Here is a 26,428-nt window from a genome sequence, read left to right on the forward strand (position 1 = left end):
GAGGCCGTACCGGGGCCGCCGGTCCCGGTGCGGATCGGCGGCCGCAGGACCCGGCGGGCAGGGGCCGCGCGGCCGGGCGGACCGGCCTAGAAGTCGAACCGGAGCGAGCCGGACACCGTGCGGCCATTGGCGGCGCGGGCGAAGCCGATGCCATTGGCCGGCACGGCCGACTGGTTGACCTCGAAGATTCCCAGCGTGTTGAACAGGTTCTGGGCGTTCAGGGTCAGCCGCAGGCGGTCGGTGGCAGCGAACTGCAGGAACGAACCCACCGTGGTGAAGCCCGGCATGCGCAGGAGGTTGTTGTCCTGCGCATAGCTGCCGGTGATCGTCACGATGCTGGCACCGGCCGACAGGCGGCCGAGATCGAGCTGCGGTACGGCCACCAGCGTCCAATCCGGCTGATGACGCGGTTCCTTGCCGGTAAGGGTCGGGTCAAGCCGGTCGAGCGTGATCTTGGCGCGGGTGTAGGTGGCGCCCACCATCATGCTGAACGGACCACGCTGGATGGTGCCTTCCAGTTCCACGCCGTGGGCCTCGTAGGAGCGATCGGTGCGGTTGGCGGCGCCGTTGAGCACGTTGTGATCGTCCGCCGTCACCCGGAAGACCGTGCCGTTGAGGGTGATCCCGTCCTTGCGGAACTTGAAGCCCCCTTCGATCTGGGTCACCCCGTCCGCCTTGTCGCGCTCGTTGGCGATCGCGCCGGTGGCATTGTTGATCAACGGCGTGAACAGCACCTTGTCGGCATTGGCGCGGGCGCCGTGGCTGTAGCGGGCGAAGACCGAGAAGGGTTCGGCCACGCGGTAGTTCACCCCGGCCGAATAGTTGAGATAGCCATAGTTGTAGCTGACTGCGCCGGGGCGATCGAACGGCAGGAAGGCAACGCGGGTTTCCGCGGCGCTGATCACGCCGTCGCGGTTGATGTCCTGCGAGGTCAGGCCGACCCGGCCTTCGCCGAGGTCGGCGCCGACCAGCTGTCCGCGCACGCGGCCCATGTCGTAGCGCAGGCTGCCGCCGATCGCGATCTTGCCGAAGTGGTAGTTGATCGAGCCATAGGGCGCGACCACCCGGTAGTCGACGTCGAAGGCCCGCCGGAACAGGCTGCTGGCCCGGGCGAAGGCGAAGTAGCCGTTGACCGTCTGCTGGACGCCCGCGGCATTGGCGATGTTGACCATGGCCGTGTTCCCGCCGCCGTTCGCATCGACGTTCATCGCGGTGTGAAGCCAGGTGGTGCTGAGCGCCTGGGTGGCCACGTAGAGCCCGCCGGTGGTCGTCAGCTTGCCGCCCGGCAGTTCCCAGACCCGGCTGGCACGCAGATCGTTGGTGAAGTTGTCCAGATTGCGCGCCCGGACGAAGGACACGAAATAGAGCTGGAGCAGCCCGTTGCCGTTGATCAGGCTGCCGCCCGGAATAGGCTGGCCGGTGAGCGGACCCGAGGCATAGCTGGCCGTGGCCCCGGCGCCGCTCTGCCCGGCGGCAAAAGCGCTCACGGTGTTGGCGCTGTTCGGGAAGGCACGGCTGAAGTCGCCGCCGTTCGCGGCGAAGCGGGCCCGTTCGGTGATCGTCCAGCCGGCGATGTCGAACTGGGTCTCGAAACCGAATGATTTCGACACGGCATGCTGGCCGGTATCGATCGGCAGCGCCGCCAGGTTGTTGGCCTGATCGAGCGTGATCACGGGGCCAAGATAGCGCGAGAGCACCGAATCGCGCCGCAGGTCGAAACCGGGGAAGCTCTGGAACGTCGGATTGTCGTTGGTGCCGGTGATGTTGACGACATAGGGCGCGAAGGTCGGCGAGCGATCGTCGAGATACTTCAGATAGACGCGCACATAGCCGCCATCGTCGAACTCGCGTGTGACGTTGAGCTTGACCTGGCCGCCGCGCCATCCGTCGAAGCCGATCCGCCGCGGTCCTTCGCCCTGGCGGTAGAAGCCGCCGATGTGGAAGCGCGTGTTGCGGTTCAACCGGCCGCCCATGGCGAAATCGAGCCGCTTCTCGTCATAGTCGAGCCCGGTGGAGAGCTGGACCGAGCCGCCCTCGACATCGCCGGTGCGCGAGATCAGGTTGATCAGCCCGCCCGGCGAGTTGGAGGCGAAGGTCGAGGCCGACCCGCCGCGGATCGTCTCGATCTGGTTCACGGTGAAATCGTTGCGCAGGTAGACGTCGGTGCCGACGTTGAAGAGATCGCCGAACTCCAGTACCGGCAGGCCGTCTTCCTGGAACTGCATGTACTTCGAACCGCCGGCAGCCAGCGGCAGGCCGCGCACGGTGTAGTTGTTGTTGCCTTCGCCGATGCCGCTCGCCACGCGCAGGCCGGCCATGGTCCGCAGCACGTCGCCGAGCGCACGCGGGCCGAACTTCTGGATCTCGTCACCGCGCAGCGCGCTGGTCGAGGTTGCGCTGTCGAGCCGGTCGCGGCCCTTGGCCACGCCGGTCGAGAACACCTCCTTGGGCGGTGCCGCTGGCGCCTCGGCCTTTTCGGCGCTGTTCGCCGGTGCGTCTCTCTCGGCCTCGGCGAGGGCAGGTGACGAGATCGCGGCCGGAGCCGCCATGAGCAGAAACAGGGCCTTCCTCATATCGCTCTCCGAATGGCGCAGTCTTGTCGGGGTCATGCTGTGCGGGTGATTGGGCACAATATGCCGCGGAGCGATGGCGGTCCCGTAAAGCCGGGCGTTGTGGCGACTACCCAGTTGCCGACAAGCCACGGCGCGGCGCTGCGGGGGTGGATCGGAGCCGGGCGCTGCCGTTCTGGCAGGACCACTACCCGACGCGATCGCCGGTCCCTGCGGTCTTGGGGGCATGCAAGATGCGGAGTTCGGCCACGGCGCGCCGCTTGCTCTCCCCGCCGGAGCAGCATGTTCCCGCCCCGGCTGGCGGCAGGGTCAGGTTGAGCAGGTCGTCCTGATGCCTGTCACGACCGCTGGCCCGCGCCGCAAGGCTTGCCAGCCGGATGCCGCCGGCAAGCGCAGGCGATGGTTTTCCGGGTCCGGCAAGGCGGCGCGGCCGATCTGTCGCAGGGACCGCGCAGGCGAGGGAGGCCGCTGCTCCGCGTCTTGTGCCGACCGCTTCCGCGGTTGACCCTAGGCGACACTGCCCTCGAGGATCTGCAGGGTCTTGAGGTCGGAGTGGAAGTCCAGCGCGTAGTCTCCGCCTTCGCGGCCGATCCCGGATATGCCGATCCCTCCGAATGGCGCGGTCAGATCGCGGACCAGGAAGGTGTTGACCCACACCGTCCCGCCCCGAACGGCCCGGCCGACGCGTTCGGCGCGCTGGGCGCAGCCTGTGTAGACGATCCCCGACAGCCCATAGGGCGTCGAATTGGCAAGCGCGATTCCCTCGGCTTCCGTCCTGAAGGTCTGAAAGGTCAGGACCGGCCCGAACACCTCGTTCTGCACCACCTCGCTGTCGTTGCTGCGGGGCAGGATCAGGGTGGGTTCGATCCAGTTCGCCCCGGCCTGGTGCAGCTGACCGCCGCGGACGATCGTATCGCCTGCAGCCCGCGCGCGCGCGATGAAGCCAAGCACCCGCTCGACGTGGACCGGATGGATCAGGGCGGACATGGTCGTGGCCGGGTCGCGGCTGTCGCCCATCACATGCTGGTCGACATGGCGGTGGAAGCGCGCGAGAAACGCCTCGGCCACGCTCTCCTCGACGATGATGCGGGTCCCGGCCATGCACACTTGCCCGCTGTCGTCGAACTGGCCGGCAGCCTTCTTCGCTGCGGCATCGAGGTCGGCGTCGGCGAAGACCAGCAGGGCGCTCTTGCCGCCGAGTTCCGCGGTGAAGGGCACGATGTTCTCGGCTGCCGCCCTGCCGATGATGCGTGCCGTGGGGACGCTGCCGGTAAAGCTGATCCGCTTGATCCTGGGGTCGCTGACCAGGGCATTGCCGAGATCGGCGCCGAGCCCCTGCACGATGTTGAACACGCCGGCCGGAAAGCCGGCTTCGTCGATCAGGTCGGCAAGCAGCGAGGCCGACAGGGGGGACCAGTCGGCGGGCTTGAGGATCACCGTGTTGCCCGCGGCCAGCGCGGGGGCGCACTTCCAGGTGGACAGCATGAACGGCGCGTTCCACGGCGTGATGATCAGCGCCGGGCCGGCGGGCATGCGGATCACCCGGTTCAGGGTCCCGCGCGATGACCAGACGCGCTCCTCATGGCCGCTCGCCAGATCCGCGTAGTTGCGAAAGTTCGCGGCGCCGCGGAGAATCACGCGCAGGCGCAGGCTTTCCAGCAGCATCCCCATGTCGAGGCATTCGATCAGCGCCAGCTTCTCGACATTCGCCTCGATCAGATCGGCCAGCCGGTGCATGCAGGCGGCGCGTTCGGAGGCGGAGAGGGCGGCCCAGGCGGGAAAGGCGGCGGTGGCCGCCCGGGCCGCGAGATCGGCGGTGGAGGCATCTCCCCGCGCCATGTCGGCCAGCTTGCGCGACCAGTCAAACGGGCAGCGCGTCTCGAAGGTGTCCGGCGAGGACACTCGCTGTCCGCCGATGTAGTGGTCGGGCGATACCGAAATGCCTTCGATGTCGATGCGCGCGCGGGTGGTCATGGCTTCGTGTCTCAGACGTAGTAAAGGTAATAGGCGATCTGCTCGGCAGCGGTTTTCGCGCTGAGCTGGCGAACCTCCTCGCGCTTGATCGCCACGAAGTTCGCGACCAGGTCCGCTCCGATTGTCTCGGTCAGCAGCGTGTCGGCCTCCAGCGCGTCGAGCGCGGCGCCAAGGTCGTGCGGGGTGTGGCGATCGGTGTTGATGGTCTCCAGACCGTCGTTCGTTTCCGGTTCCGGCAGGTCATAGCCGCGCTCGAGCCCGAGCAGCGCGGCCCGGAGCAGCGCGGCAAGCGCGAAGTAGGGGCTGGCGGCACAGTCGGCGAGACGGTGCTCGATCCGGGCGGCCGGCCCGGTCTCGGCCGAAACCCGGACCGTCACGCTGCGATGGTCGATCCCCCAGTTTGCCCAGTAGCCCGAGAGGCTGGCGGGCTGCAGGCGGGTATAGGAGTTGGTGGTGGGGGCGAGGATCGCCGCCAGGGCCTCATGGTGCTGGAGCAGGCCCGCAATGGCGCCCTTCATCACGTCCGAGAGAACGCCGGTCGCCACGTCGTCGGCAAAGACATTCGTCCCATCCGCCGCGTTGAAGCTGAGGTTGAAGTGCAGCCCGCTCCCACTCTTGTCGGCAAAGGGCTTGGGCAGGAACGAGAGCAGGTAACCGCGCTTGTACAGGATTTCGCGCGCCATCTGGCGGAACAGGAAGGCGTCGTCGGCCGCCTTCATGGCATCGGCAAAGCGCAGCGTCAGCTCGAACTGGGGCGCGTCAAACTCGGCATTGATCGATTCGATCGGGATCCCGCACGCGCGCGCCATGTCCCAGATCTCGTCGACCAGTCCCGCCGGGTCCGTGAACGGACCGGTCCCGTAGACGAAAGCACCTGGCGTGTCGTAGGGGACCCACGCCCCATCCGGACCACGCTGATAGACGTAGGCTTCCATCTCGACGCCCACCATCGGTTCGAGTCCGCGCGCGCGCCACGCCGCAATGGCATTCTTGAGCGCCGTGCGGCCGCACAGGGCAAAGGGTTCGCCCTTGAACCACAGCTCGCCCAGCGCGACCTGCGTGTCGGCCTCCCAGGACGGGCGCAGGGCGGCCGGGTCGAACCGGACCTCCATGTCGGGCAGACCATCGAGCATCCCGCCCCCTGGCGCCGCCACCAGCTGCTTGTCATAGGTCACCGCGAAAGTGCCGACACACATCCGGGCGTGCCCTTTGCGGGCCTCCGACATCGGGATGTACTTGCCGCGGGCCAGGTTGAGCTGGTCGGCAAAGAGGAGGCGGCAGCGCTGCGCCGTGGCGGCCTGCACCTCGAGGCCAGGGATGGTCGTCATGGTGTTCATCGGTTTCCCTCAGCGCGCCCGGACGCGCACCGGCAGATGTTTGATGCCGTGGATGAAGTTCGACCGCAGGTAGCTGTGATCGGCGACTTGTTCGATGGCGGTCAGCCGCTTGGCGAGCTCCTGCATCACAATCGCGACCTCCAGCTTGGCCAGCCACATGCCCAGGCAGATATGCGGGCCGCCCTGGCCAAACGACAGGAACGGATTGCGTTCACGCATCAGATCGATCTCGTAGGGGCGGTCGATCGCATTCTCGTCGCGATTGCCGGAAATGAACCACAGCAGGACCTTGTCGCCGGCTTTCACCTGCCTGCCATGAAGCTCGAAATCCCGGGTCGCGGTGCGGCGAAAGTGCGTGGTCGGAGACGCGTAGCGGATCATCTCGTCCGCTGCCGCCTCCCAGCTGTGGAAGGCGCCTTGCTGGAGTTGCGTCAGCAGGGCGGGATTGTTGGCGAGGGCATGGATCGTGGCCGAGATCGAATAGCGGGTGGTATCATTCCCCGCCGCTACCAGCAGGCAGAAGAAGTTGCGGAATTCGTCGCGGCTCATCCGTTCGCCGCTACTGGTCGGCTCGCGCACCAGATTGAGCACGCCGATCTGTTCGCCGGCATCCATGCGGTCGAGCAGGTCATTGGCATAGTCGAATAGCTCCATCGCCGCGGGCGAGCGGAACGGGAGCATGCGGTAGGCGTCGGTATTGACCTGATCGACCACGAAGTCGGTATAGTCCGGGTCGGAGTTGGAGATGAGCGCATCGCCCTTCTCGACCAGCCAGGGACCGTCCGCCTGCGGTACGCCCATGATCTGGGCCAGCATCTGCATCGGCAGGCGGCGCGCAATGCGGTCCACCGCGTCGAACTCTCCTTCGTCGAGCGCCACGTCGAGAAGCTCGGTCACGATCGCGCGGATCTGGTCCTCGAAGGTGGCCACGGTGCTCTTGGCAAAGGCCTTGGCGACCAAGGCCCGGAAGCCCCGGTGATGCGGGGCGTCGGTTTCCTGGAAGGTCTTGCGCGCCTCGAATTCCTCCGCGGTCTGGTCCTCCATGCGGATACCCTTGGCGGACGAGAGCAGGTCGGCCTGCCGATTGAGCGCAAGCAGGTCGGCATGGCGGGTCACCGACCAGAAGCCCTTGTCGCCGTTCAGCATCTCGCTCCAGGCCAGCGGGTCCTCGCGGCGCAGTCGCGCAAAGGTGGCAAAGGGCGCGCCGTCGTTGAACGCGTCGAGCGATGACAGGTCGACGTGAGCGTCCTGTGAGCGCGAAAAGGGATACTGCATCAGGGCCTCCTGTCCTGATCCCGTGCTAGTCCGGTCGGCGACCCGCGCACTTGGCATAACCGGACAGACTGGGGCCGGACTATTCAGCTTGCCGGCCAACCCCCGTAATGAACGCCGCCATCCAGTTGTTCTAGGGAGTGCTTGCCATGGGCGAGATCATCGGAGCCGGCCTTGTCGCTCATGCGCCGACCATCATGTTGCCGGCCGAAACCCGGTATGAATTGAACGAAGGCAAGGAGATCTCGCTGGTCCCCGGCCTGCATCGGCTGAAAACCGAGGTCCTAGACGTCCTCAAGCCGGATACGATCGTGCTGTTCGATTCGCACTGGTTCACGATCGTCGAGTTTTGTGTGGCAGCCCACGAACGCCGCACGGGACGTTACACCTCCGACGAGTTGCCGCGCGGCATGTCGCAGATTCCCTACGATCTGAAGGGCAGTCCCGCACTGGCCAGAGCGATGGCCGATTGCGCCACCGAAGCGGGGGTGCGCACCACCGCGGTCGACGACCCCTATCTCCCGATCCACTATCCGACCGTCAATCTCTCGACCTACCTGCATGGCGGCGAGGAATGGGTTTCGGTGAGCCATGCCTACTCCGGCGAACCCGACGATTTCCTCAAGGTGGGCGAGGGGATCGGCCAGGCCATCGCCCAGTCCGACAAGCGCGTAGTGCTGATCGCGAGCGGCTCGATGAGCCACCGGTTCTGGCCGTTCAAACAGATTCCGCTGCATGAAGCCTCGGACCCGATCCATATCTCCTCGCCCGAGGCACGCGAGGCCGATTATGAACGTCTGAGGTGGTTTGCCGAGGGCAACCACGCCGCGGTGATCGACACCATGCCCGATTACCTGCGCCACGCCCCCGAGGCGCGCTTCGGCCATTACCTGATGATGGCTGCGGCTTGCGGCGGAAGGGAGTGGCGCGCGCGGGGTCGACAGTTTTCCGACTACGAGAACGCCACCGGGACCAGCCAGGTGCACGTCTGGTTCGACAAGCCGGATGATGGCTGGAACTGAGGCCGGGGCCGCGGCCCGCTGCTATCCGGGTCGGGCGGCGGTCGCGTCAGGCCAGGGGCTGGCCCCTGCGCCGCCGGACCTCCGGCGGCGCAGGCTCAGTCCGAGCGCGCGGGGAGGACGCAGGCCTCGATCCAGGCGATGATCTCGGCGCGGCGCACCCGGTCATCCGTCACGTCCGCGTCGATGCCGAGTTGCCAGGCCAGCCCCATGCGGTCGGGATCAGCGGCCAGCGCCGCGATCTTGTCGCAATAGGCGCGAAGCTCGGCCTGATCGGCGAAAAAGCCCTGGGCGACCATGTCGTCCGCATAGAGGGTGTAGATCTGGACAAGCTGTTGCAGGTCGAACTCGGGGTGGTACTGCACCGCCCAGACCTCGCTCCGGCCGAGGGGAATGATCGCGGCCTGCACCGCGCTATGGGCATTCGAGGCCAGCAGTGTGGCGCCGTCGGGCAGCCGGACAACTTCGTCGTAGTGGATGCAGGGCGCGTCGAACACCGGGGGTTTCCCCATGAACATCGGGTGGTTGCGGTGCGTCGCGGCCACCGTGATCTTGCGCGCGAAGCCGACTTCCCGGCCCTTGGGGTTGTAGGCCACCTGCCCGCCCGCGGCCATGGCCGCGATCTGCAAGCCCCAGCAGGAGCCGAAAATCGGCAGGGCGTGCCCGGCAGCCTCGGCCACCAGCGCGATCTGGTTGGTCACCGCGAACTCCTGATCGTAGGCGTGGAGCGACGAGCCGGTGATGACAAGGCCGGCGTAGTCGGTCCAGGTGCGGTTACCGGGGATCACCTCGCCGGGATCGGCACCATTGAGCACGTCGAGGACAATGTCGGGGAAATGGGCCGAAATCGCCTCGGCATAGATCTCGCTGGAACTGCGCACGCCCAGCGCGCGCGCGCGGGCGCGCTTTTCGGCGGTGTTTCCTTCGAGCAGAAGCAAGCGGGTCATGGCGGAACGTCCTGCGATCACTGAGCGTTGCGGGCAAGATCGGCCCGCCACGCCTGGGGCGACATGCCGGTCCAGCGATGAAAGGCGCGGGTGAAGTTGCTGTGCTCGGCATAGCCCAGCCGCAACGCGATCTGGGCAATCGAGAGGTCCGGGCGGGTGCGGAACTCGAACAGTGCTTGCCGCATGCGGCACTCGTCGAGCACCTGCTGGAACGATGAACCCTCCTCGGCCAGCTTGCGCCGCATCGTCCGGCTCGACATGCCGATTTCGCGCGCAATCCGCTCCTGCTCGATGCCGTGGCTGTTGAGGTCGCGATAGACGACCTGGGCCAGCCGCTCGACCAGCGGGGTGCGTCGACGTTGATCCACCAGGGTCCGGCTCAGCGCCCGGACATCAGCAGCGGCCGCAGTGGCCTTGCAGTCGGTTTCAGGCAGGGCCAGATCCAGCATAGCCGCCGGAAAACGGATCTGGTTGATGTCGGCCCCGAAGCTGCAGGGAGCGCAGACCACCTTGCCGATATCGCCGCGCATCTCGTATTGCTTGGCCTCGAACGAAAACTCCACCTTCTCCCACACTCCGCGGGTCCCGCGGCGAATGATCTGGCCAACGATGCCGAGACTGAACATCGCATCATGGTGGCGCGGCCAGATCTCCGGATCGAGAATGCGGTAGCTCACCGAGGCCATGTCGTCTTCGCGGTCGAGCCGGATGTCGGTGCAGTCCTGGAGCAGGGAAAAGTACTCGACCAGGCGGCGCAGCGCCGTGCCGACCTTGCCGGCGGCGTTGATCGCATCGCCGACCTGGCCAAGGGATGCGAGGTCGTAGTGCACGCCCACCAGCCAGGGGATCGCCACGTCGCGGGTGCGATTGACCACGCTTTCCGAGAAATGGACGAACTCCGCCAGCGAGATAGCACCCGGAGCCCGCTCGCAGGGCAGCGAGCCGATCGTTTCCAGGCCGGGCGCAAGCGTGCAGAAGTTGTCCCAGCCGTTCAGCGCAGCCGCGCGCACCGTCGCTTCGGTCATGGATTCTCCCCTTTTCGATCTTGTGGGATGGAACGTATCGCGCCGCGTGGGATCCAGATTGATCGTTTTCGTCATTAAGTGACCGAATGGGACGCATACGCGAAACCGCGCAGCGCGCCTCGCCGCCGAATAATTGACCGCTCCGGCCAAGCCGGTCCCGCACGCGTCGGACCAGATCGGCGCCCGACCCCAAGAAGGCGCGCCGATGCCCGATTCGACCCCACCTGCATCCCGTGACGTCGATGTGAATGGCTGGCCGGCCGTGCTGAGCGCGATCGTGTTGGGTACGATCGGGGTTCTTTCGTTCATCATCCAGCCCGGGATCGTGCAAGCCTACGTTACCCAGCTCGGGCTGGATGAGGCCGGCGCAGTGAACCTGGCTGGCATCGAGATGCTGGGTGTCGCCCTGGCGACGATCCTGGTCGCGATCTGGGGCAACCGGATCAGCTGGCGCACGATCGTGATCGGCGGGCTGGCGGTGGCGGCGCTGGGGGATATCGCATCGAGCATCGCGCCGCAGGGACGGTGGCTCGACATCGCGCGCTTCTTCACCGGTCTGGGTGAGGGGGCAATCACCTCGATCAGCTTCACCTTTGTCGGCCTCACCATCCGCGCCGAGCGGAACGTCGCGCTCTATCTGACCTTGCTATTGACCTACGGCGCCTTCGGATTGTGGTACCTCCCCACCTTTCTGGCGGCCTTCGGGTTGGCCGGGCTGTTCGGGACCTTCGCCGTCCTCAGCCTGGCGGCGCTTGTCACCGTGCCCTTCGTGCCGAAAGCCTATGACGCCCAGGCGATGAGCAACCCCGAGGCGCGCCAGCTTGCGCCGGCAATGTTGCTGGTCGCGCTGCTTGGGGTGCTGACCTACAATCTCGCCCAGGGGATCGCCTGGGCTGTCCTGTTCCTTGTCGGAGTGGGCGCCGGCATGGCCGAGCAGGCGGTCGCCGACGCGCTGTTCCTTTCGCAGATCCTCGCCATCGGCGGGGCTCTCGCCTCGGTGTTCCTGGCCGGCCGGGTAAGCCGCAACGGGGCCATTGCGTTTGGCATTCTCGCCGGCGCCGGCAGTATCGCACTGCTGCTCGGCCAACCGGCGCCAGCGGTCTTCACTCTTGGCGTCTGCGGCTTCAATGTGCTGTGGAACTTCGTCCTTCCGTTCATTCTCGGCCGGGTCTGCGATTTCGACGAAACCGGCCGGATGATGTCCTTTGCCATCGCCATGCAGATGGTCGGACTGGGATTGGGGCCGATCATCGCGTCGCACCTGCTGGATGGCTCGGGCCACCGTTCGGCCGAGTTGCTCTGCATCGCGCTTTTCCTGGCGAGCTACCTCCTGCTGCTGATGCCGATGCGGCGTCACCGCGCGCTCATGGGGCAGGTGCGCGCGCCAATCTGAGGCACGGCCGCCCAGCGACTGATTGCGCTTGCCCCGCACCCATGGAGTCCCGGAGCGCCTGGCCGGGCGGCGATTTGGCCAGTTCTGGCAAGCCGACGATCCGCACCGACTGCACATAAACCCTGCCCAATCAAACGAACTTCGCGCTCGCCGTTGTCCCGGGGGACCCGGCGTGCAGTGCGATACATGGGGGGAATTGGCATGTCGTTGATCCGTTTGTCGCTTGCTTCGGTTTCTTTGCTGGCACTCGGTGCCGTGACCGCTCCGGCGCTGGCGCAGGAGGCGGCAAGCCAGGCCGAGACGGCCGATGTCACCGCGACCGGCACGTTTGGCGACATCGTCGTGACCGCCAACAAGCGGAGCGAAAATGCGCAGCGCGTGCCGATCGCGATGACGGCCTATTCGGGCGATCAGCTCAAAGCGCTGGGGGTGACCGATGCCACGCAGATCACCCAGCAGGTGCCCGGGCTGCAGTTGAACGCCTGGTCGCCGAACGTGACGATCTTCAACCTGCGCGGCATTTCGCAGAACAACTTCACCGACTATCTTGAGGCGCCGATCGCGGTCTACGTCGACGATGCCTACATGGGGTCGATGAACGGGCTGTCGGGGCAGTTGTTCGACATCCAGCGAGTGGAGGTGCTGCGCGGGCCGCAGGGGACCCTGTTCGGTCGCAATGCGACAGGTGGCCTGATCCAGTATGTCAGCACGGAGGCGAGCCGGGCGGAGTTCAACGGCTATGTCAACGCTGGCTATGAGCGCTTCAACCGCCGGGCCGTCGAGGGCGCCGTGGGTGGCAGCCTGACGCCAGGACTGCGCTTCCGGGTCGCCGGCAGGGTGACCAAGGCCGATGGCTACATCAAGTCGGCCGCAGCGCTGCCCGGCGTGTTCGACGGCAACGGGCAGGATCTGGGCGCAGAGAATGGCTGGGCGCTGCGCGGCACGGTCCAGGCCGACCTTGGTCCCGATGGTACGCTCGACCTGTGGGTCAAGCACAGCGAGGACAACAACGTGGCGACCGGCGGCTACGTGTTCGACAACTGCAACCTTCAGGACAATGGCTACTGCACCACCGATGCCGCCGGCCTCGGCAATGGTTCGGGTGGTGTGATCAATGGCATCACCGGGGAACGGGCCAGCCCCTTTGCCAACTTCAGCAACACGCCCGGCCTCTTCAACCGGACGACCGATATCCTCCAGGGCAAGCTGCAGTATGATCTGGGCGGGGTGAAGCTGACCTCGATCACCAACTACACCGCGCTCAACAAGTCCTATCAGGAAGACGGTGATGCGCTGCCGGTCACCGTGATCGTGTTCCAGACCCAGGCGCGGTACAAGCAGTTCAGCGAGGAACTCCGCCTGTCCGGCGAGGCGGATCGCTTCCGCTGGCAGACCGGTGCCTATTTCCTCGACATGAAGATCAAGGGCACCATGGCGACGATTGGGGCGCCGGCGGTCGGGGCAGCGCTGGCCGCGGGGCTGCCCGGGGTCAATTCCGCGATCAACGAGGTCTATGATCTTCATTCGCGCAACTGGTCGGTCTTTGGTCAGGCCGAGTACGACCTGTCGGACAAGCTGACCCTGATCGGTGGTCTGCGCTACTCCAAGGACACCAAGTCGGTCGATTACTCATCCTCGGTCGTGGAAGGCAGCCAGTCGGCGCCGATTGCCTCGGACGAGAGCTTTTCGGCAACCCTGCCGGGCGCCAGCCGGATCTCGCACGGCGACATCGCGGCGCGGGTGACGCTGAACTACAAGCCCAACAACGACACGCTGCTGTTCGCGTCGTGGAACCGCGGGATCAAGGGCGGCAATTTCACGCTCAATGGCTACGTCACGGCCGACACCTTCCAGCACCGCCCCGAGACGCTCAATTCCTTCGAGGGCGGCATCAAGTGGTCCAATCCCGCGCGCAGCCTGCGTGTGAACGCGACTGCCTACCACTACATCTACGATGATTATCAGACGTTCGCGCTGATCGGCGGCGTGCCGCAGGTGGGCAACAGCAATGCCCACGCCACGGGGGCTGAACTGGAAACCTATTTCCAGCCGAACAAGCACATCAACATCAACCTTGGGGCCACCTGGGAGGTATCGCGGGTCGATACGGTGCAGGCGGCTGGTTCGCAGTTCCTGTCGGTGCTGGTGCCCGGGGCTTCGGTACCGCAGTATTGCACCGATCAGAATGACGGCACGTACTTCTGCAACTATCCGGCCAAGACCGTCAGCGGGGCCCGTTTTCCGAACCAGCCCCGGTTCAGCCTCAACTATGTCGTTCGCTACAACTTCGATGCGCTGGCGGGCAACATCTCGGCGCAGGTGGACGGGGTCTGGTACGACAAGCAGTTCCTCGAGGTCACCAATGGCCAGTCCTCGTTGCAGCCGGCCTACAACGTGACCAACACCTCGCTGACCTGGACGTCCGACAATGACCGGTTCTCGCTGCAGGTCTTCGGCCGCAATGTGCTGAACCAGGCCTACCGGGCCTACACTCTCAACCTCGGCCCGCTCGGGACGACGTCGGTCTATGCCCGGCCAGCCACCTACGGCGTGGGCGCCACCATCAAGTGGTGAGCCGATCCGGCGCCGGCCCGGCTGTGGCCGGCGCCGGTTCCGGGGCTGCTGGAGCTATCGCGGCGGAGTGATCCGGAACCGGTGCGGGGATTGGCCGAAGTGTCGCGAGAAGCTGCGGATGAAGCTCGCGCTTTCGGAAAACCCGACCGCCAGGGCAATCGCGCTGATGCTGCGGCGACTGTCCCGCAGCAATCGCGCCGCCGCTACCATCCGATGCTCGTGCAGCAGTTCCCGCCAGGTTGTGCCCGCAGCCCGCAAGCGGCGCCCCAGCGTTGGCACGGAGAGCCCGAGGTGCGCGGCGGCATCGGCGATGCTGGGCGGATCGTCCAGCGGGCGGGCGGCAATGTAGGCCGTCACCCGATCCGCGTAGGTCAGCCCGCCTGGATCGCCCGCTTTGCGGCGGAGGTGATCCTCGAGAATGGGATGAAGGCTTGAACTCAGGACCCGCCCGGGCAGGTCGAGGTAGTGCGCGTCGATGCTGAATGCGTTGCAGTCCTGCTCGAAGAACACGTCACAGCCGAAGTACTCCCGATAGCGGGCGTAGTCCCCGACCCGCTCATGTTCGAAGCGGACTTCGCGCAGTTCAATCTCTCCACCGGTGAACTGCCGGGCGAGACTGAACATCGCGCCAAGCGAATACTCGGCATCCTGCCGGCGATGGGGCAGCGATTGATCAAGCACGCCATAGCTGAAGGTCGCGCCGCCTGGCCCGTCCACGAACTGGTTGGTCGAAGCCTGCTGCATGGCCGAAAGGTAGCGGGTGAAACTGAGGAAAGCTTGCCGCAAGGTGGGAGCGCTGAGGAACAGGAAGCTGAGCGGGCCGAGACTGTCCGACCCTGCCAGCCGGCCCGCATGAAGCCCGAAATGGGGATTGCGGACAAGATTGGCCGCTTGCTCGAAGAACGCCAGGAAGCTGGCTAGCGGGATCATGCCGTCGGGATCGTCCAGCAGTTCGCGGCCCACCCCGATCCCGTCCAGCAGCCCTGCCGCCGGGTGGCCGGTCAGCTCCATGCAGTTGGCAACGTGGCGCAGGAACTGCGCCGAGATCATGGCCTCACCCATGGCGCCAGCTTATCCGGCAACCGTCCGTGATCAAGCCTCGGCGCCGCCGTAGATGGACTTGATCTCGAGGAATTCCTCCAGCCCGAACCGCCCCCATTCGCGCCCGTTGCCCGACATCTTGTAGCCACCGAACGGCGCGGCGCTGTCCAGCGGCGCGCCGTTGAGGTGGACCATGCCGGTGCGCAGCTGCCGCGCCACGGCGCGGGCGGCATCCCGTGTTTCCGCCCAGACATAGCCCGACAGGCCATAGGGGCTGTCATTGGCCAGGGCCACGGCCTCCTCGACGCTGTCATAGGCCATGATCGCCAGGACCGGGCCGAACACCTCCTCGCGGGCGATGGTCATGTCCGGGGTGACGCCGCAGAACACGGTCGGCCGCACGAACAGACCGCGCTCGAGCCCTGCCGGGGGCGCGCTGCCGCCAGTCAGCAGGGTGGCGCCTTCGCTGATGGCCTGATCGATCATCGCGATGACCCGGCCGTACTGGGCCTCGTTCGCCACCGGACCCATATCCGGATCGTCAATCGGCATTCCCAGGCGGATCGCTTCGGCCGCGTGCTTCGCCAGGTGGCAGGCGTCATCCAGCCTGGCGCGCGGCACCATCAGGCGGGTCGGGGCGTTGCAGCTCTGGCCGGTATTCAGCATGCAACCCTGCACGGTGGCCGGGATCGCCTTCGCAAAATCGGCATCGGGCAGGACAATGCAGGCACTTTTCCCGCCAAGTTCAAGAGCTACGCGCTTGATCGTCGGCGCCGCATTGGCGGCGATCGCCACACCGGCGCGGGTCGATCCGGTGAAGCTCACCATGTCGACATCCGGATGGCCAGTCAGGGCATCGCCGATCGCGGCGCCAGAACCGTGCACCAGGTTGAACACGCCTGCGGGTAAGCCGACCGAGTCGATGATCTCGGCGAGGATGACGGCATCGAGCGGTGCCAGCTCGCTGGGCTTGAGCACCATGGTGCACCCTGCCGCCAGCGCCGGGGCCACCTTGGTCGCGATCTGGTTCATCGGCCAGTTCCATGGCGTGATCAGCACGCAGACCCCGATCGCCTCGCGCTGCAGCAGGGTTGAGCCGAGCGGGGTTTCGAACGGGTAGTCGCGCAGGACCCGGATCACCTCGCCAAAGTGCTGCGGTCCGGACCCAGCCTGGGCCCGGCGGGCCAGCCGACGGGGGGCGCCCATCTCGCGCATGATCGCATTGCCGATCTCGTCCGAGCGGGCGATGAGCGCGAGGTTGATGGCTTCGAGGTACTCCAGCCGCTGTTCCCTCGTGGTGGCCGACCAACCGGGAAAGGCCGCTCTGGCTGCGGCGATCGCCGCCTCGGCGTCGGCCGGTCCGCCAAGGGCCACCTCGCCGATCACCGAGCGGTCGGCCGGATCGACGACGGCAGCTCGCGCGTCGTCAGCCGGCGCAACCCAGCGGCCGTCGATATAGAAGCGGGTCGCGTCGACCATGGTTGTCATTTCGGGGCGTCGAGGGCGGATTCATAGAACGCCGCGCCCTGTCCACCGGCCGCCCGCTTCCCGCGGAACTCCCAGTCGCCGCCCATGGCAGTGGAGATGACCTCCTCGCTCTCGGTCGGCTGAGCGCCGCAATCCTCGCGGATCGGGGTCGGGCCATGGACGATGGTGTTCGACAGGCGCCCAAGCCCGTCCACCTCGACTTCGACAACGTCCCCGATCTGCACCGGACGGCTGTTGGCCGGCGTCCCCGACAGCAGCACGTCGCCCGGTTCGAGCGTGATCGTTCGCGCAATGTCGGCGACCAGGTAATGCATGTCCCATTCCATGTTGCTGGTGTTGTCTTCCTGCTTCAACACCCCGTTGACATAGGTCCGGATCATCTTGTCGCGGAAGTCCCAGCCGGTGACCAGACCGGGACCGATCGGACAGAGCGTGTCCGAACCCTTCACGCGCAGCATCGATCCGGCATCCGTATCGCGGAAGTCGTGAAGCCCATAGTCATTGGCTACGGCATAGCCGAGAATGTAGTCACCCGCTTCGGCTGGTGAGACGTTGCGGCAGGTCTTGCCGATGACGATGGCAATCTCGCCTTCGTAGTTCAGCCAGTTGCACCGCTCCGGGCGGACAACCGCTCCCTTGTGGGTGTTCAGCGCGGTCAGCGGCTTGTGGAAGTAGGTGGGCGCCGGCGGCAGCTTGGTGATGAATTCCTGCACGCGGCTGTGATAGTTCAGATGAACGCAGATGATCTTGCTGGGCTGGCAGGGGGCCAGGTGCACCGCCTCGTCCACACCGATCGAACGTCCGTCCCGGGTAACGAGCTCGTCACCGTGGCGCGTGGTGAGGATCGGGTAACCATCGAGCAGAATGCGGCGGTATTCGGTGGTCATCAGACGGCCTTCTCGTGAATGGGACGGCACGGTCTAGCGCTGATTGGCCACGGGGGCTTTGGCCGTTGCGGCCAAGCTGCGGCCATGGCTTTCGCGCACAAGCGCCGGTGTTCAACCGTCGAGGGAAGCATGACCGAACTTAAGGGGCTGTTCTATCCGCGTACGCCGACCGGCAAGGCCAGCATCGTTCCGCCGGTGCCATGGCACTATTCGGGCGAGCTGATCACGCTGGAGTATCGCACCGATCCCGCCAAGATCGCCGCCCTGCTCCCCGCGGGCTTCAGTCTGGCCGATGAGGACCCCGGTGCAGTCGCCGCAATCTGGGCCGACTGGCAGTCAACCGGCGACGACCCGGCCCAGCTTCTTGACCCCATCCGTGTGCAGTACAAGGAGATGTTCATCGTCGTCCGCTGCAAGTTCCAGGGCCAGACCTATTCGCGCTGCGTCTACATCTGGGTCGACAAGGAATTCGCGATGCTCCGCGGCCAGCACCAGGGCTATCCCAAGAAGCTCGGTTCGATCCACATGAGCCGGCCGGTCTATGTCGGCAAGGCCGGGCCGCGGCTGGAGCCGGGTGGAACCTTCGGCGTCACCCTGGCCGCGTTCGACCGTCGCCTGGCCGAGGGACGGTTCACGATCGCCGAGGCCTGCGACAAGCCCGGCTTCGTCAACGGCCATCCGATGGCGCATAGCCGGTGGCTGCCGGCGATCGAGACCGATGGTCGGCAGAGCCTCGACGAGGTTGTGACGATGTCCAGCTATGACGTTGATTTTGGGCGTTGCTTCAAGGGGGACTTTGACCTGTCCTACTTCGACAGCCCGGTCGAAGAACTGCTCGACATTGCGCCGCGCGAGCGGATCGCCGGGTACTGGCACGAAGTCGGGGTGTCTTGGCGGGCCGGCCGGACCTTGTCGCGCAACAACCTGGTTGACTGAACCGGGGAAGGGCGGGCTCCGGCCCGCCCGGCCCTGTCATTCGCGGCGGTAGACGCGCTCACCGCCGATATAGGTTTCCAGCACCTGACTGTCGTGGATCCGGCCCACCGGCACGGTCAGAGGGTCGCGGTCGAGCACGATCAGGTCCGCTTCCTTGCCCACCTCGATCGTTCCGCCCCGGTCCAGCCGGCCGAGCAGCGCCGCAGCGTTCCGGGTGAAGATGGTCAGGGCTTCGCGCCGGGTGATGCGTTCGGCCTCGCCCTGGACCGCACCCTCGCCCCCGGGGGCCTGCCGGGTGACCATGGTCTCGATCGCCAGCCATGGGTTGACCGAAGGAACCACCGGCCAGTCCGAGCCGGCGACCACCAGGGCCCGGCTGTCCAACCCTTCGCGGATCGGCCAAAGCCGTTTCATCCGTTCCGCCCCGACAGCACGGGCGATGTCCACGGCCGTGATCGGGGTGGGCCACCAGATGTATGGTGAAAACTCCCAGGCGAATCCGAGCGTGGCAGCACGCGGCAGGTCGGCCTCGGCGATAAAGGTGTTGTGCGCGATCTCATGGCGTGGGCCGCTGAAGCCGTTCGCGGTGCGGGCAGAGGCGATGGCATCCACCGCGGCCCGGGTGGCGGCATCGCCCGCGGCGTGGAACTTCACCTCGAGCCCCTGTTGGTCGAACCGGGTGACGAGAGCGTTGAGATCGGTCTGCGGGATCAACAGCATGCCGCGTTCGTCGCCGTGGACCTCGCGGCCCGGCAGGGCGGCATAGGGGGCAAGCATCGCACCGGTCCGGCTTTCGGTTGGTACCCCGTCGAGGAACAGCTTCACGCAATCCAGCCGGAAGGTTCCGCCCGACAGGGCCTGCCGCTGTGCCAGCAGGGCCTCGCCGCCGTCCGACGTCGGGCCCCAGACGATGCAGCCGCGCGCATGCTGCTTGAGCTGCCCGGATTTGGCATACTGGGACAGGCCCATGACATTCGCCTGGCGGACCGCGGCATCGGTAAAGCCCACGATTCCGTAGGAGAGCATCTCGTCACTGGCCGCTTTCACCGCGGCGATCTGGGCCGCCAGGCTGGGCGGAGGCACCCGGTCCTCGACCAGCCGGGTCGCCAGTTCGCGCAGCACGCCGGTGGGCTCGCCCCGTGCGTCCCGCTCGATGCGGCCGCCCTGCGGATCCGGGGTCTGGCGGTTCACCCCGGCGAGCGCGAGCGCGCGCGAATTGACCCACACGCTGTGCAGCGCCTCGTCGTTCAGCAGAACCGGGTTGTTCGGGGCGGCAGCGTCGAGCACCGCCCGGGTCTGTTCACCGGTCCGGAACGCGGCGCCTACCCAGCTTCCTCCGGTGATCCATGCACCGGGTGCGGCGTGCTGCGCGCAGGCGCGCACGGCTGCCGCAATACGCGCTGCGCCAGCGCCTTGAGGCAACTTGCACGCCAGCTTGTCCTGACCGGCTGCGAAGACGTGGACGTGCATGTCATAAAGGCCGGGCATCAGCGTGCGGCCGGCAAGGTCGACGATCTCGGCGCCTTCGTGGCGCAGGGCCAGCACCTCGGTATCGCTGCCGACCGCCACGATCGACCGCCCCTGGACGGCCACGGCCTGGGCCGTGCCGTGGGGTGTCAGGACATTGCCATGGATGAACAGGCGGTCGGGCTTTGGTGGCTCCTGCCCCTGGGCGCTGCCGGCGAGCAAGAGCGTGGCAGCGCAGCGGACCAAGCGGTGGCGAGTCGAGCGGGACATGCGGTTTTCTCCCATCGGACCGGGATGTCCGGCCTTGCCGTGAGCCGAGTCAATCGCGATGGGCCGGTGGGTGGCAAGGGCGCGGAACTTGGCCGGATATGACAAGCCGCCGCGCGCCGGCAGTCCGTGGCGGGCAGGCGGGGCGGCACCTGGCACAGCCTCACCCTCGCCCGAGGTCTCGGTTCCAGCCATGCCGCGGTTTTCCCGTCACGCATGTCCGCGTTGGGCCAACGACAACGGCGGCCGGGCTTTCGCCCGGCCGCCGCCAGTCACCATCCGGTCCGGATCAGAACCGGTCGGCGTTCATCACCTTGGTCCAGGCCTTGACGAAATCGCCCACGAACTTCGCCTTGGCGTCATCCGAGGCATAGACCTCAGCCACGGCACGCAGCTCGCTGTTCGAGCCGAAGACCAGGTCGACCGGAGTCGCGGTCCACTTGGCGGCGCCCGTGGTGCGGTCCTTGCCCTCGTAGAGCGCGGGATTGCTGGCCGACTTGCTCCACACCGTGTCCATCGCCAGCAGGTTGACGAACACATCGTTGCTCAGCGTGCCCGGCCGGCTGGTCAGGACCCCGGCGGTCGACCCGCCGGCATTGGCGCCCAGCGCGCGCATCCCGCCGACCAGCACGGTCATCTCCGGCACGGTCAGGTCGAGGCTGTCGGCCTTGTCGACCAAGGCCTCGATCGGGCCATAGTGGGCCTCCGCGCTGTAGTAGTTGCGGAAACCGTCCGCCTTGGGCTCGAGCACCGCGAAGTTGGCCACGTCGGTCTGCGCCTGGGTGGCATCGACCCGGCCCGGCGTGAAGGGCACGGCCACGTCCTGCCCGGCGGCCTTGGCCGCCCGCTCGATCGCCACGGTCCCGCCCAGGACGATCAGGTCGGCCAAGCTGACCTGCTTGCCCCCGCTCGCCGCCTTGTTGAACTGGGTGCGGATCGCGTCGAGCGCGGTGACCACCTTGGTCAGCTCCTGCGGATCGTTGACCGCCCAGCCGCGCTGCGGATCAAGCCGCAGCCGCCCGCCGTTGGCGCCGCCGCGCATGTCGGTCGAGCGGAAGGTCGAGGCGGCCGCCCAGGCGGTGCGCACCAGCTCGGGCGTGCTCAACCCGGAGGCGGCGATCGCGCCCTTGAGCTGCGCGACGTCACCGGCGTCGATCATCGCGTAGTCCGCCTTGGGCAGCGGGTCCTGCCAGGCGAAGCTGACCTTCGGCGCGTCCTTGCCGAGGTAGCGGGCCTGCGGGCCCATGTCGCGGTGGGTCAGCTTGAACCAGGCGCGGGCGAAGGCATCGGCGAAGGCCTGCGGGTTCTTCTTCCACGCCATGGTGATCTTGCGGAACCCCGGGTCCTCGCGCAGCGCGATGTCGGTGGTGAACATGATCGGGGCGTGGCGCACGTCGGGGCGGTGCGCGTCGGGCACCAGGTTCGCCGCCTTCGGATCCTTGGGGATCCACTGGGTGGCGCCCGCCGGGCTCTTGGTCTTGACCCATTCGAAGCCGTAGAGGTTGTCGAGGTACTGGGTGGTGAAGGCGATCGGATTGGCCGACCAGGCACCCTCGAGCCCGCTGGTCACGGCATCCTCGGCCTTGCCCTTGCCACAGCTGTTGGCCCAGCCGAGGCCCTGCTGCTCGATCTTGCCCTGGCCCGGATCGGCCCCGACGCAGCCCTCCGGCTTGTGCGCGCCATGCGCCTTGCCGAAGGTGTGCCCGCCGGCGATCAGCGCGGCGGTTTCCTCGTCGGTCATGTTCATCGCGCCAAATGCGCGGCGGATGTCGGCGGCGGCGAGCAGCGGATCGGGATTGCCGTTCGGGCCTTCGGGGTTGACGTAGATCAGCCCCATCTGGGTCGCGGCAAGCGGGCCCTTGAGATTGCCCTTGGCATCGCGGCGCTCATCGGCGAGCAGCTTGGCCTCGGGGCCCCAGAACACCAGGTCGGGCTGCCACGCGTCGATCCGGCCGCCGGCGAAGCCCAGCGTCTTGAAGCCCATGTCTTCCATGGCGACGTTGCCGGCGAGGATCATCAGATCGCCCCACGACAGCTTGCGGCCGTACTTCTGCTTGATCGGCCAGACGAGGCGCCGCGCCTTGTCGAGGTTGACGTTGTCGGGCCAGGAGTTGAGCGGCTCGAAGCGCAGCTCGCCGCCATCGGAGCCGCCGCGACCATCGCCCGAGCGGTAGGTGCCGGCGCTGTGCCAGGCCATGCGGATGAAGAACGGACCGTAGTGCCCGTAGTCCGCCGGCCACCATGACTGCGAGGTGGTCAGCACCTTGCGCAGATCGGCCTTGACCGCGTCGAGATCGAGCGTGGCGAACTCCCGCGCGTAGTTGAAATCGGCGCCATAGGGATTGGCCTGCGCCTCATGCTGGCGCAGGGCCGAGAGATCGAGTTGCTTGGGCCACCACTCCTTCGCGGCGGGGGCCGCCGTGTCCGCCCGGGCCGGGGCGGCGAGGGCAAGGGCCGAAGACGCCATCGCCGCGGCGATGAGCGCAAGCCTGGTGCTGGTCATGGTTGGTCAATCCTCCTGTCGGGGCCCAATCGTTGCCGGGCCGGACCAGGTGGCTACCGCGTGAGGGCCAGGGTTCCCAATTGGAAGCTCGCGTGACTGTAATCGGCAACATCAATGAGCCGGGGCGAAGGCGCTGCCGCTCCCGCTCCCGGGCGCGCCGATCAGCCGAGCAGCGCCTGCAGAGCCGGGACCAGATGCGGCCGATGTTGGGCCGGGATCCGTTCGAGCAGGTCGGCCTCAAACTTCTGGGTCACGGCGCGCACCTCGTCCAGCCGCGTGCGGCCGTGCGGTGTCAGCACGATCGCCTGTGACTTGCGGTTGATCGGTACACGGTGAATCAGACCCGCCGTCTCAAGGCGCGCCAACAGCGGCACCATGTTGGCGCGCTGGATCTCCAGCAGTTTTCCGATTTCGGCCGAGGTGAGATCGGTCCGATCGTTGATGAGCAGAAGCACGGTTGCCTCCGAGATGCGCAGTTCATGGGCATTGAGCCGGGTCCCCAGCTCGGCCATCATGGAGTTGGCAGCGCGCCTCAGGAGGTAGCCTGGAAGGTCGGCCAGCGGATCGACCGCGGACACGGGCAACGCGTCCGCGGAGTGGGTGGAACCTGTCACAAAGTCCGTCATGCTCGCCGTCCTACAGGCTCAGACCGCTATTGACTATAGCAGAGAGAAAGCTATCCATCATAGCAATTGGATTCGTTTCGTGGGGAGTGCCATGTCTGAGCGTGCCGAACAGGATACCGTTGCCGTCAAGGTCGAGAACCGCATCGCCTGGGTGTCCTATAACCGACCGGAAAAGCGCAACTGCATGAGCCCCAAGCTCAATCGCCAGATGCTGCGCGTGCTCGAGGAGCTCGAGTTCCGCGAGGATGTTGGCGTGCTGGTGCTGACCGGCGAGGGCGATGCCTTTTCGGCGGGCATGGACCTGAAGGAATACTTCCGCGAGAACGAGGCGCTGGGGATCGGTGCTATCCGCAAGAGCCAGCGGGAAGCCTACAGCTGGTGGGACCGCTTGCGCTGGTATGAGAAGCCGACAATCGGCATGATCAACGGCTGGGCCTTCGGTGGCGCCTACGGTCCGCTGCATGCACTCGACATCGTGGTCGCCTCGGATGACGCCACCTTCGGTCTCTCGGAGATCAACTGGGGCATCCTGCCGGGCGGCGGCGCGAGCAAGGTGGCGCAGGAGCTTATGCCGTTCCGCAAGGCGATCTACCATGCCATGATGGGCGAGAACCTGACCGGCAAGCAGGCCGCCGAGCAGGGGCTGGTGACCGAGAGCGTGCCGCACGACCAGCTGCGGGATCGCGTCTTGGAGATCGCCGAGGTCCTGCTCAAGAAGGATCCGAATGCCCTGCGCGCCACCAAGTGGGCCATGCGCCGGATGAGCGAGATGACCTTCGACAATGCGATGGACTACCTGATCCGCGCTCAGGAAGCGCTCAATGGCATGGGCGGCATGGCGGCGCGCAAGGAGGCGACCAAGCAGTTCCTCGACGACAAGACCTTCAAGCCCGGGCTTGGCGCGTTCGACGCCACCAAGGTGGCTCGCTAGGTCGGCGCGGGGAGAGGGCAACATGGCGGGCAAGCTTGCAGCGGAACAGATCGCACGGCTGCTGCGACCGGGCTCGGTCGCAGTGGTCGGGGCGAGCGACAAGCCCGGAGCGCTGGGTGCTTCGGTGATCGGGAACCTCGATCGCAACGGCTTTGCCGGGACGGTCTATCCGATCAACCCCAACCGGGAGGCGATCGGTGAGCGCCCTTGTCTGCCTTCGGTCGAGGCCTTGCCCGAGGGGGTCGACGTGGCTGTGCTGGCGATCCCGCAACCAGCCGTGCTTGATGCCGTGCGCGGACTGGCAGCGCGGGGCTGCGGTGCGGCGATCGTGTTTTCCGCTGGGTTCGCCGAGGGGGGCGAGGAGGGCCTGGCGCAACAGGCCGAGATCGCCCGGATCGCCGCGGCGGCAGGGATGGTGATCGAAGGTCCCAATTGTCTCGGCATGGTCAACCATGTCGACGGCATCCCCCTGACCTTCGTCGAGACGCAGTGTGTTGCGCCCGCCGGGCGGCGGGCTGTCGGGATCGTCTCGCAATCAGGCGCCATGGCGGCCGTCCTGGCGACCACGCTGCAGGCGCGCGAGGTTGCCGTCAGCTACTCGATCTCGACCGGGAATGAGGCTGGCTCCTCGGTCGAGGACTATGTGGATTGGCTGGTCGACGAGCCGAACACGGCTGTCGTCGCGATGATCGTCGAGCAGTTCCGCCACCCGCGGCGCTTCCTTGCGGCGGCGGCGCGGGCTCTCGCGGCGGGCAAGCCGATCGTGCTGTTGCACCCCGGCAAGTCGAGCGCCGCTCGGGAGAGCGCTGCCACCCATACCGGGGCGATGGCTGGCGATTACCAGTTGATGCGAGCCAAGGTGGAGCGCGCTGGCGTTGTCTTCGCCGAGACGCTGGAGGAGCTGGGCGACATCGCCGAGATCCTCGTGCGCTGCGCGCCACTGACCCGGCCCGAAGTGGCGGTGCTGGGCGAATCCGGGGCGTTCAAGGCCCTGACGCTGGATCTGGCTGAGGAGCTGGCCCTGCCGCTGGCTGCGCTGGCCGATGCCGACAGTCCGGCGCTGCGCGAGGCGCTGCCGCCGTTCGTGCCGGTCAGCAATCCGCTCGACATCACCGCCCAGGGCCTGAGCCAGCCGGCGATCTATACCCGGTCGCTGATCGCGCTGCGCGACGATGCGCGGGTTGGCGGAATCGTCTGCGGGATCATCCAGGGCGATCCGGTGACCAGCGCGATCAAGGTGCCCGCCATTCTTGCAGCACTTGACGAGCGGCCGATGGGCAAGCCGATGATTTTCGCCGGTCTTGATGAGGGCGCCGACATACCCGCGCGGTTCATCTCCGAGTTGCGGGCGCGCGACGTGCCGTGGTTTCCGACCACGGAACGCGCCTTCCGTGCACTCGCGCGGCTCGGTACGCGGTTTGGGCGCGATCTGGCCGATCACCGTCCGGTCCCGACCGCGCTGCCGGGGCTGGGGGATCATCTTGGGGTCATTCCCGAGTACCGCGCCAAGGCACTGCTCGGTCCGCAGGGTGTTCCATTCCCGGCCGGACGGTTTGCCGCTTCGGCGGACGAGGCCGCCGCGGCAGCCGAGGCGCTTGGCTTCCCGGTGGCGATGAAGGCCCAGGCGGCCGCCCTCAGCCACAAGAGCGACGCCGGCGGGGTGATCCTGAACCTGACCGACGCCGCAGCCGTGCGTGCCGCCTGGACCAAGATGCACGCCAGCGTGGCGGCCTACGACGCCACGATCAGGCTCGACGGCGTGCTGATCGAGGCGATGGGTGCTCGCGGGGTCGAGATGATCGTCGGCGCGCGCAACGATCCCGAATGGGGACCCGTCGTGCTGGCCGGCTTCGGCGGTGTGACCGCCGAAATCCTGCACGATGTAAGGCTGATCACTCCTGACCTCGACGAGGCGCAGATCATCGCCGAACTGGGCAAGCTGAAAAGCGCACCGCTCTTGCATGGCTACCGTGGTGCTCCGGCCCTCGATGTGCCAGCTCTGGCCCGGCTGATCCGCACGGTCAGCGCGGTCCTGCTGGCCGAGCCCGGTCTGCGCGAGCTCGATCTCAACCCGGTCATCCTTCATCCGGCGGGACAGGGCGTGGTCGCGCTCGATGCCTTGATCCTGGCTGGCGGATAGGTCGAAAAGACACGAATCACGGCACAAGCCG

General features: G+C 66.8%; 18 protein-coding genes. 6 read left to right on the forward strand and 12 right to left on the reverse strand.

Annotated elements, in window-relative coordinates; translation table 11 throughout:
- Positions 1-86: 86 nt before the first annotated feature.
- From H7F53_RS10405 to H7F53_RS10420, 4 genes are all read right to left on the reverse strand, one after another.
- Positions 87-2,573, reverse strand: a complete 2,487-nt coding sequence (locus H7F53_RS10405; RefSeq protein ID WP_185679420.1) for a TonB-dependent receptor domain-containing protein — start codon at positions 2,571-2,573, stop codon at positions 87-89.
- 504 nt (positions 2,574-3,077) lie between these two features.
- Positions 3,078-4,544 carry an aldehyde dehydrogenase family protein gene (locus H7F53_RS10410; protein ID WP_185679421.1) on the reverse strand — a complete coding sequence of 489 codons (1,467 nt, stop codon included), beginning with the start codon at positions 4,542-4,544 and terminating at the stop codon, positions 3,078-3,080.
- 11 nt (positions 4,545-4,555) lie between these two features.
- Entirely contained in the window at positions 4,556-5,881 is a 1,326-nt protein-coding gene (locus H7F53_RS10415; RefSeq protein ID WP_221773686.1) for a type I glutamate--ammonia ligase, read from the reverse strand.
- 9 nt (positions 5,882-5,890) lie between these two features.
- Complete coding sequence (locus H7F53_RS10420; RefSeq protein ID WP_185679422.1) at positions 5,891-7,156, reverse strand: cytochrome P450; 1,266 nt, start codon at positions 7,154-7,156, stop codon at positions 5,891-5,893.
- A gap of 146 nt (positions 7,157-7,302) precedes the next feature.
- Between H7F53_RS10420 and H7F53_RS10425 the strand changes: the two genes are divergently transcribed.
- Positions 7,303-8,175 carry a 3,4-dihydroxyphenylacetate 2,3-dioxygenase gene (locus tag H7F53_RS10425; RefSeq protein WP_185679423.1) on the forward strand — a complete coding sequence of 291 codons (873 nt, stop codon included), beginning with the start codon at positions 7,303-7,305 and terminating at the stop codon, positions 8,173-8,175.
- A gap of 95 nt (positions 8,176-8,270) precedes the next feature.
- Here the strand turns inward: H7F53_RS10425 and H7F53_RS10430 are convergent, their stop codons facing one another.
- Entirely contained in the window at positions 8,271-9,119 is an 849-nt protein-coding gene (locus H7F53_RS10430) for a type 1 glutamine amidotransferase (RefSeq protein WP_185679424.1), read from the reverse strand.
- Between the two features lie 17 nt (positions 9,120-9,136).
- A complete protein-coding gene (qhpR, locus tag H7F53_RS10435) occupies positions 9,137-10,144 on the reverse strand; it encodes an AraC-like transcriptional regulator QhpR (protein ID WP_185679425.1) in 1,008 nt (335 codons plus the stop codon).
- Positions 10,145-10,349: 205 nt separating this feature from the next.
- Between qhpR and H7F53_RS10440 the strand changes: the two genes are divergently transcribed.
- Together H7F53_RS10440 and H7F53_RS10445 are read left to right on the forward strand one after the other, a co-directional pair.
- A complete protein-coding gene (locus H7F53_RS10440; protein ID WP_185679426.1) occupies positions 10,350-11,537 on the forward strand; it encodes an MFS transporter in 1,188 nt (395 codons plus the stop codon).
- 255 nt (positions 11,538-11,792) lie between these two features.
- Positions 11,793-14,111 (forward strand): TonB-dependent receptor, encoded by a 2,319-nt coding sequence (locus H7F53_RS10445; protein WP_343062018.1) that lies wholly within the window; start codon positions 11,793-11,795, stop codon positions 14,109-14,111.
- A 54-nt stretch (positions 14,112-14,165) separates the two neighbouring features.
- On the opposite strand, the gene H7F53_RS10450 is transcribed toward H7F53_RS10445, so the two are convergent.
- The 3 genes from H7F53_RS10450 to H7F53_RS10460 are packed head-to-tail and all read right to left on the reverse strand — an operon-like array spanning position 14,166 to position 17,527.
- Complete coding sequence (locus H7F53_RS10450; RefSeq protein WP_185679428.1) at positions 14,166-15,173, reverse strand: AraC family transcriptional regulator; 1,008 nt, start codon at positions 15,171-15,173, stop codon at positions 14,166-14,168.
- 30 nt (positions 15,174-15,203) lie between these two features.
- Complete coding sequence (locus H7F53_RS10455) at positions 15,204-16,631, reverse strand: aldehyde dehydrogenase family protein (protein WP_185679429.1); 1,428 nt, start codon at positions 16,629-16,631, stop codon at positions 15,204-15,206.
- Between the two features lie 5 nt (positions 16,632-16,636).
- Positions 16,637-17,527 (reverse strand): fumarylacetoacetate hydrolase family protein, encoded by an 891-nt coding sequence (locus tag H7F53_RS10460; RefSeq protein WP_185679430.1) that lies wholly within the window; start codon positions 17,525-17,527, stop codon positions 16,637-16,639.
- A 129-nt stretch (positions 17,528-17,656) separates the two neighbouring features.
- On the opposite strand from H7F53_RS10460, the gene H7F53_RS10465 reads away from it, so the two are divergent.
- Complete coding sequence (locus H7F53_RS10465) at positions 17,657-18,463, forward strand: acetoacetate decarboxylase family protein (protein ID WP_185679431.1); 807 nt, start codon at positions 17,657-17,659, stop codon at positions 18,461-18,463.
- A gap of 36 nt (positions 18,464-18,499) precedes the next feature.
- On the opposite strand, the gene H7F53_RS10470 is transcribed toward H7F53_RS10465, so the two are convergent.
- From H7F53_RS10470 to H7F53_RS10480, 3 genes are all read right to left on the reverse strand, one after another.
- The gene (locus tag H7F53_RS10470; RefSeq protein WP_185679432.1) at positions 18,500-20,200 is read right to left on the reverse strand and encodes an amidohydrolase; all 1,701 of its coding nucleotides are present in this window, start codon (positions 20,198-20,200) and stop codon (positions 18,500-18,502) included.
- A gap of 286 nt (positions 20,201-20,486) precedes the next feature.
- On the reverse strand, positions 20,487-22,700 hold the full coding sequence (gene katG, locus H7F53_RS10475) for a catalase/peroxidase HPI (RefSeq protein WP_185679433.1): 2,214 nt from the start codon (positions 22,698-22,700) through the stop codon (positions 20,487-20,489).
- Between the two features lie 161 nt (positions 22,701-22,861).
- A complete protein-coding gene (locus H7F53_RS10480) occupies positions 22,862-23,326 on the reverse strand; it encodes a MarR family winged helix-turn-helix transcriptional regulator (RefSeq protein ID WP_185679434.1) in 465 nt (154 codons plus the stop codon).
- A gap of 91 nt (positions 23,327-23,417) precedes the next feature.
- Between H7F53_RS10480 and H7F53_RS10485 the strand changes: the two genes are divergently transcribed.
- Complete coding sequence (locus tag H7F53_RS10485) at positions 23,418-24,257, forward strand: p-hydroxycinnamoyl CoA hydratase/lyase (protein WP_185679435.1); 840 nt, start codon at positions 23,418-23,420, stop codon at positions 24,255-24,257.
- 22 nt (positions 24,258-24,279) lie between these two features.
- Positions 24,280-26,397, forward strand: coding sequence for an acetate--CoA ligase family protein (locus H7F53_RS10490; RefSeq protein WP_185679436.1), 2,118 nt, complete (start codon positions 24,280-24,282; stop codon positions 26,395-26,397).
- Positions 26,398-26,428: the final 31 nt, after the last annotated feature.

The sequence above is a fragment of the Novosphingobium piscinae genome, assembly GCF_014230355.1.
GTDB lineage: Bacteria > Pseudomonadota > Alphaproteobacteria > Sphingomonadales > Sphingomonadaceae > Novosphingobium > Novosphingobium piscinae.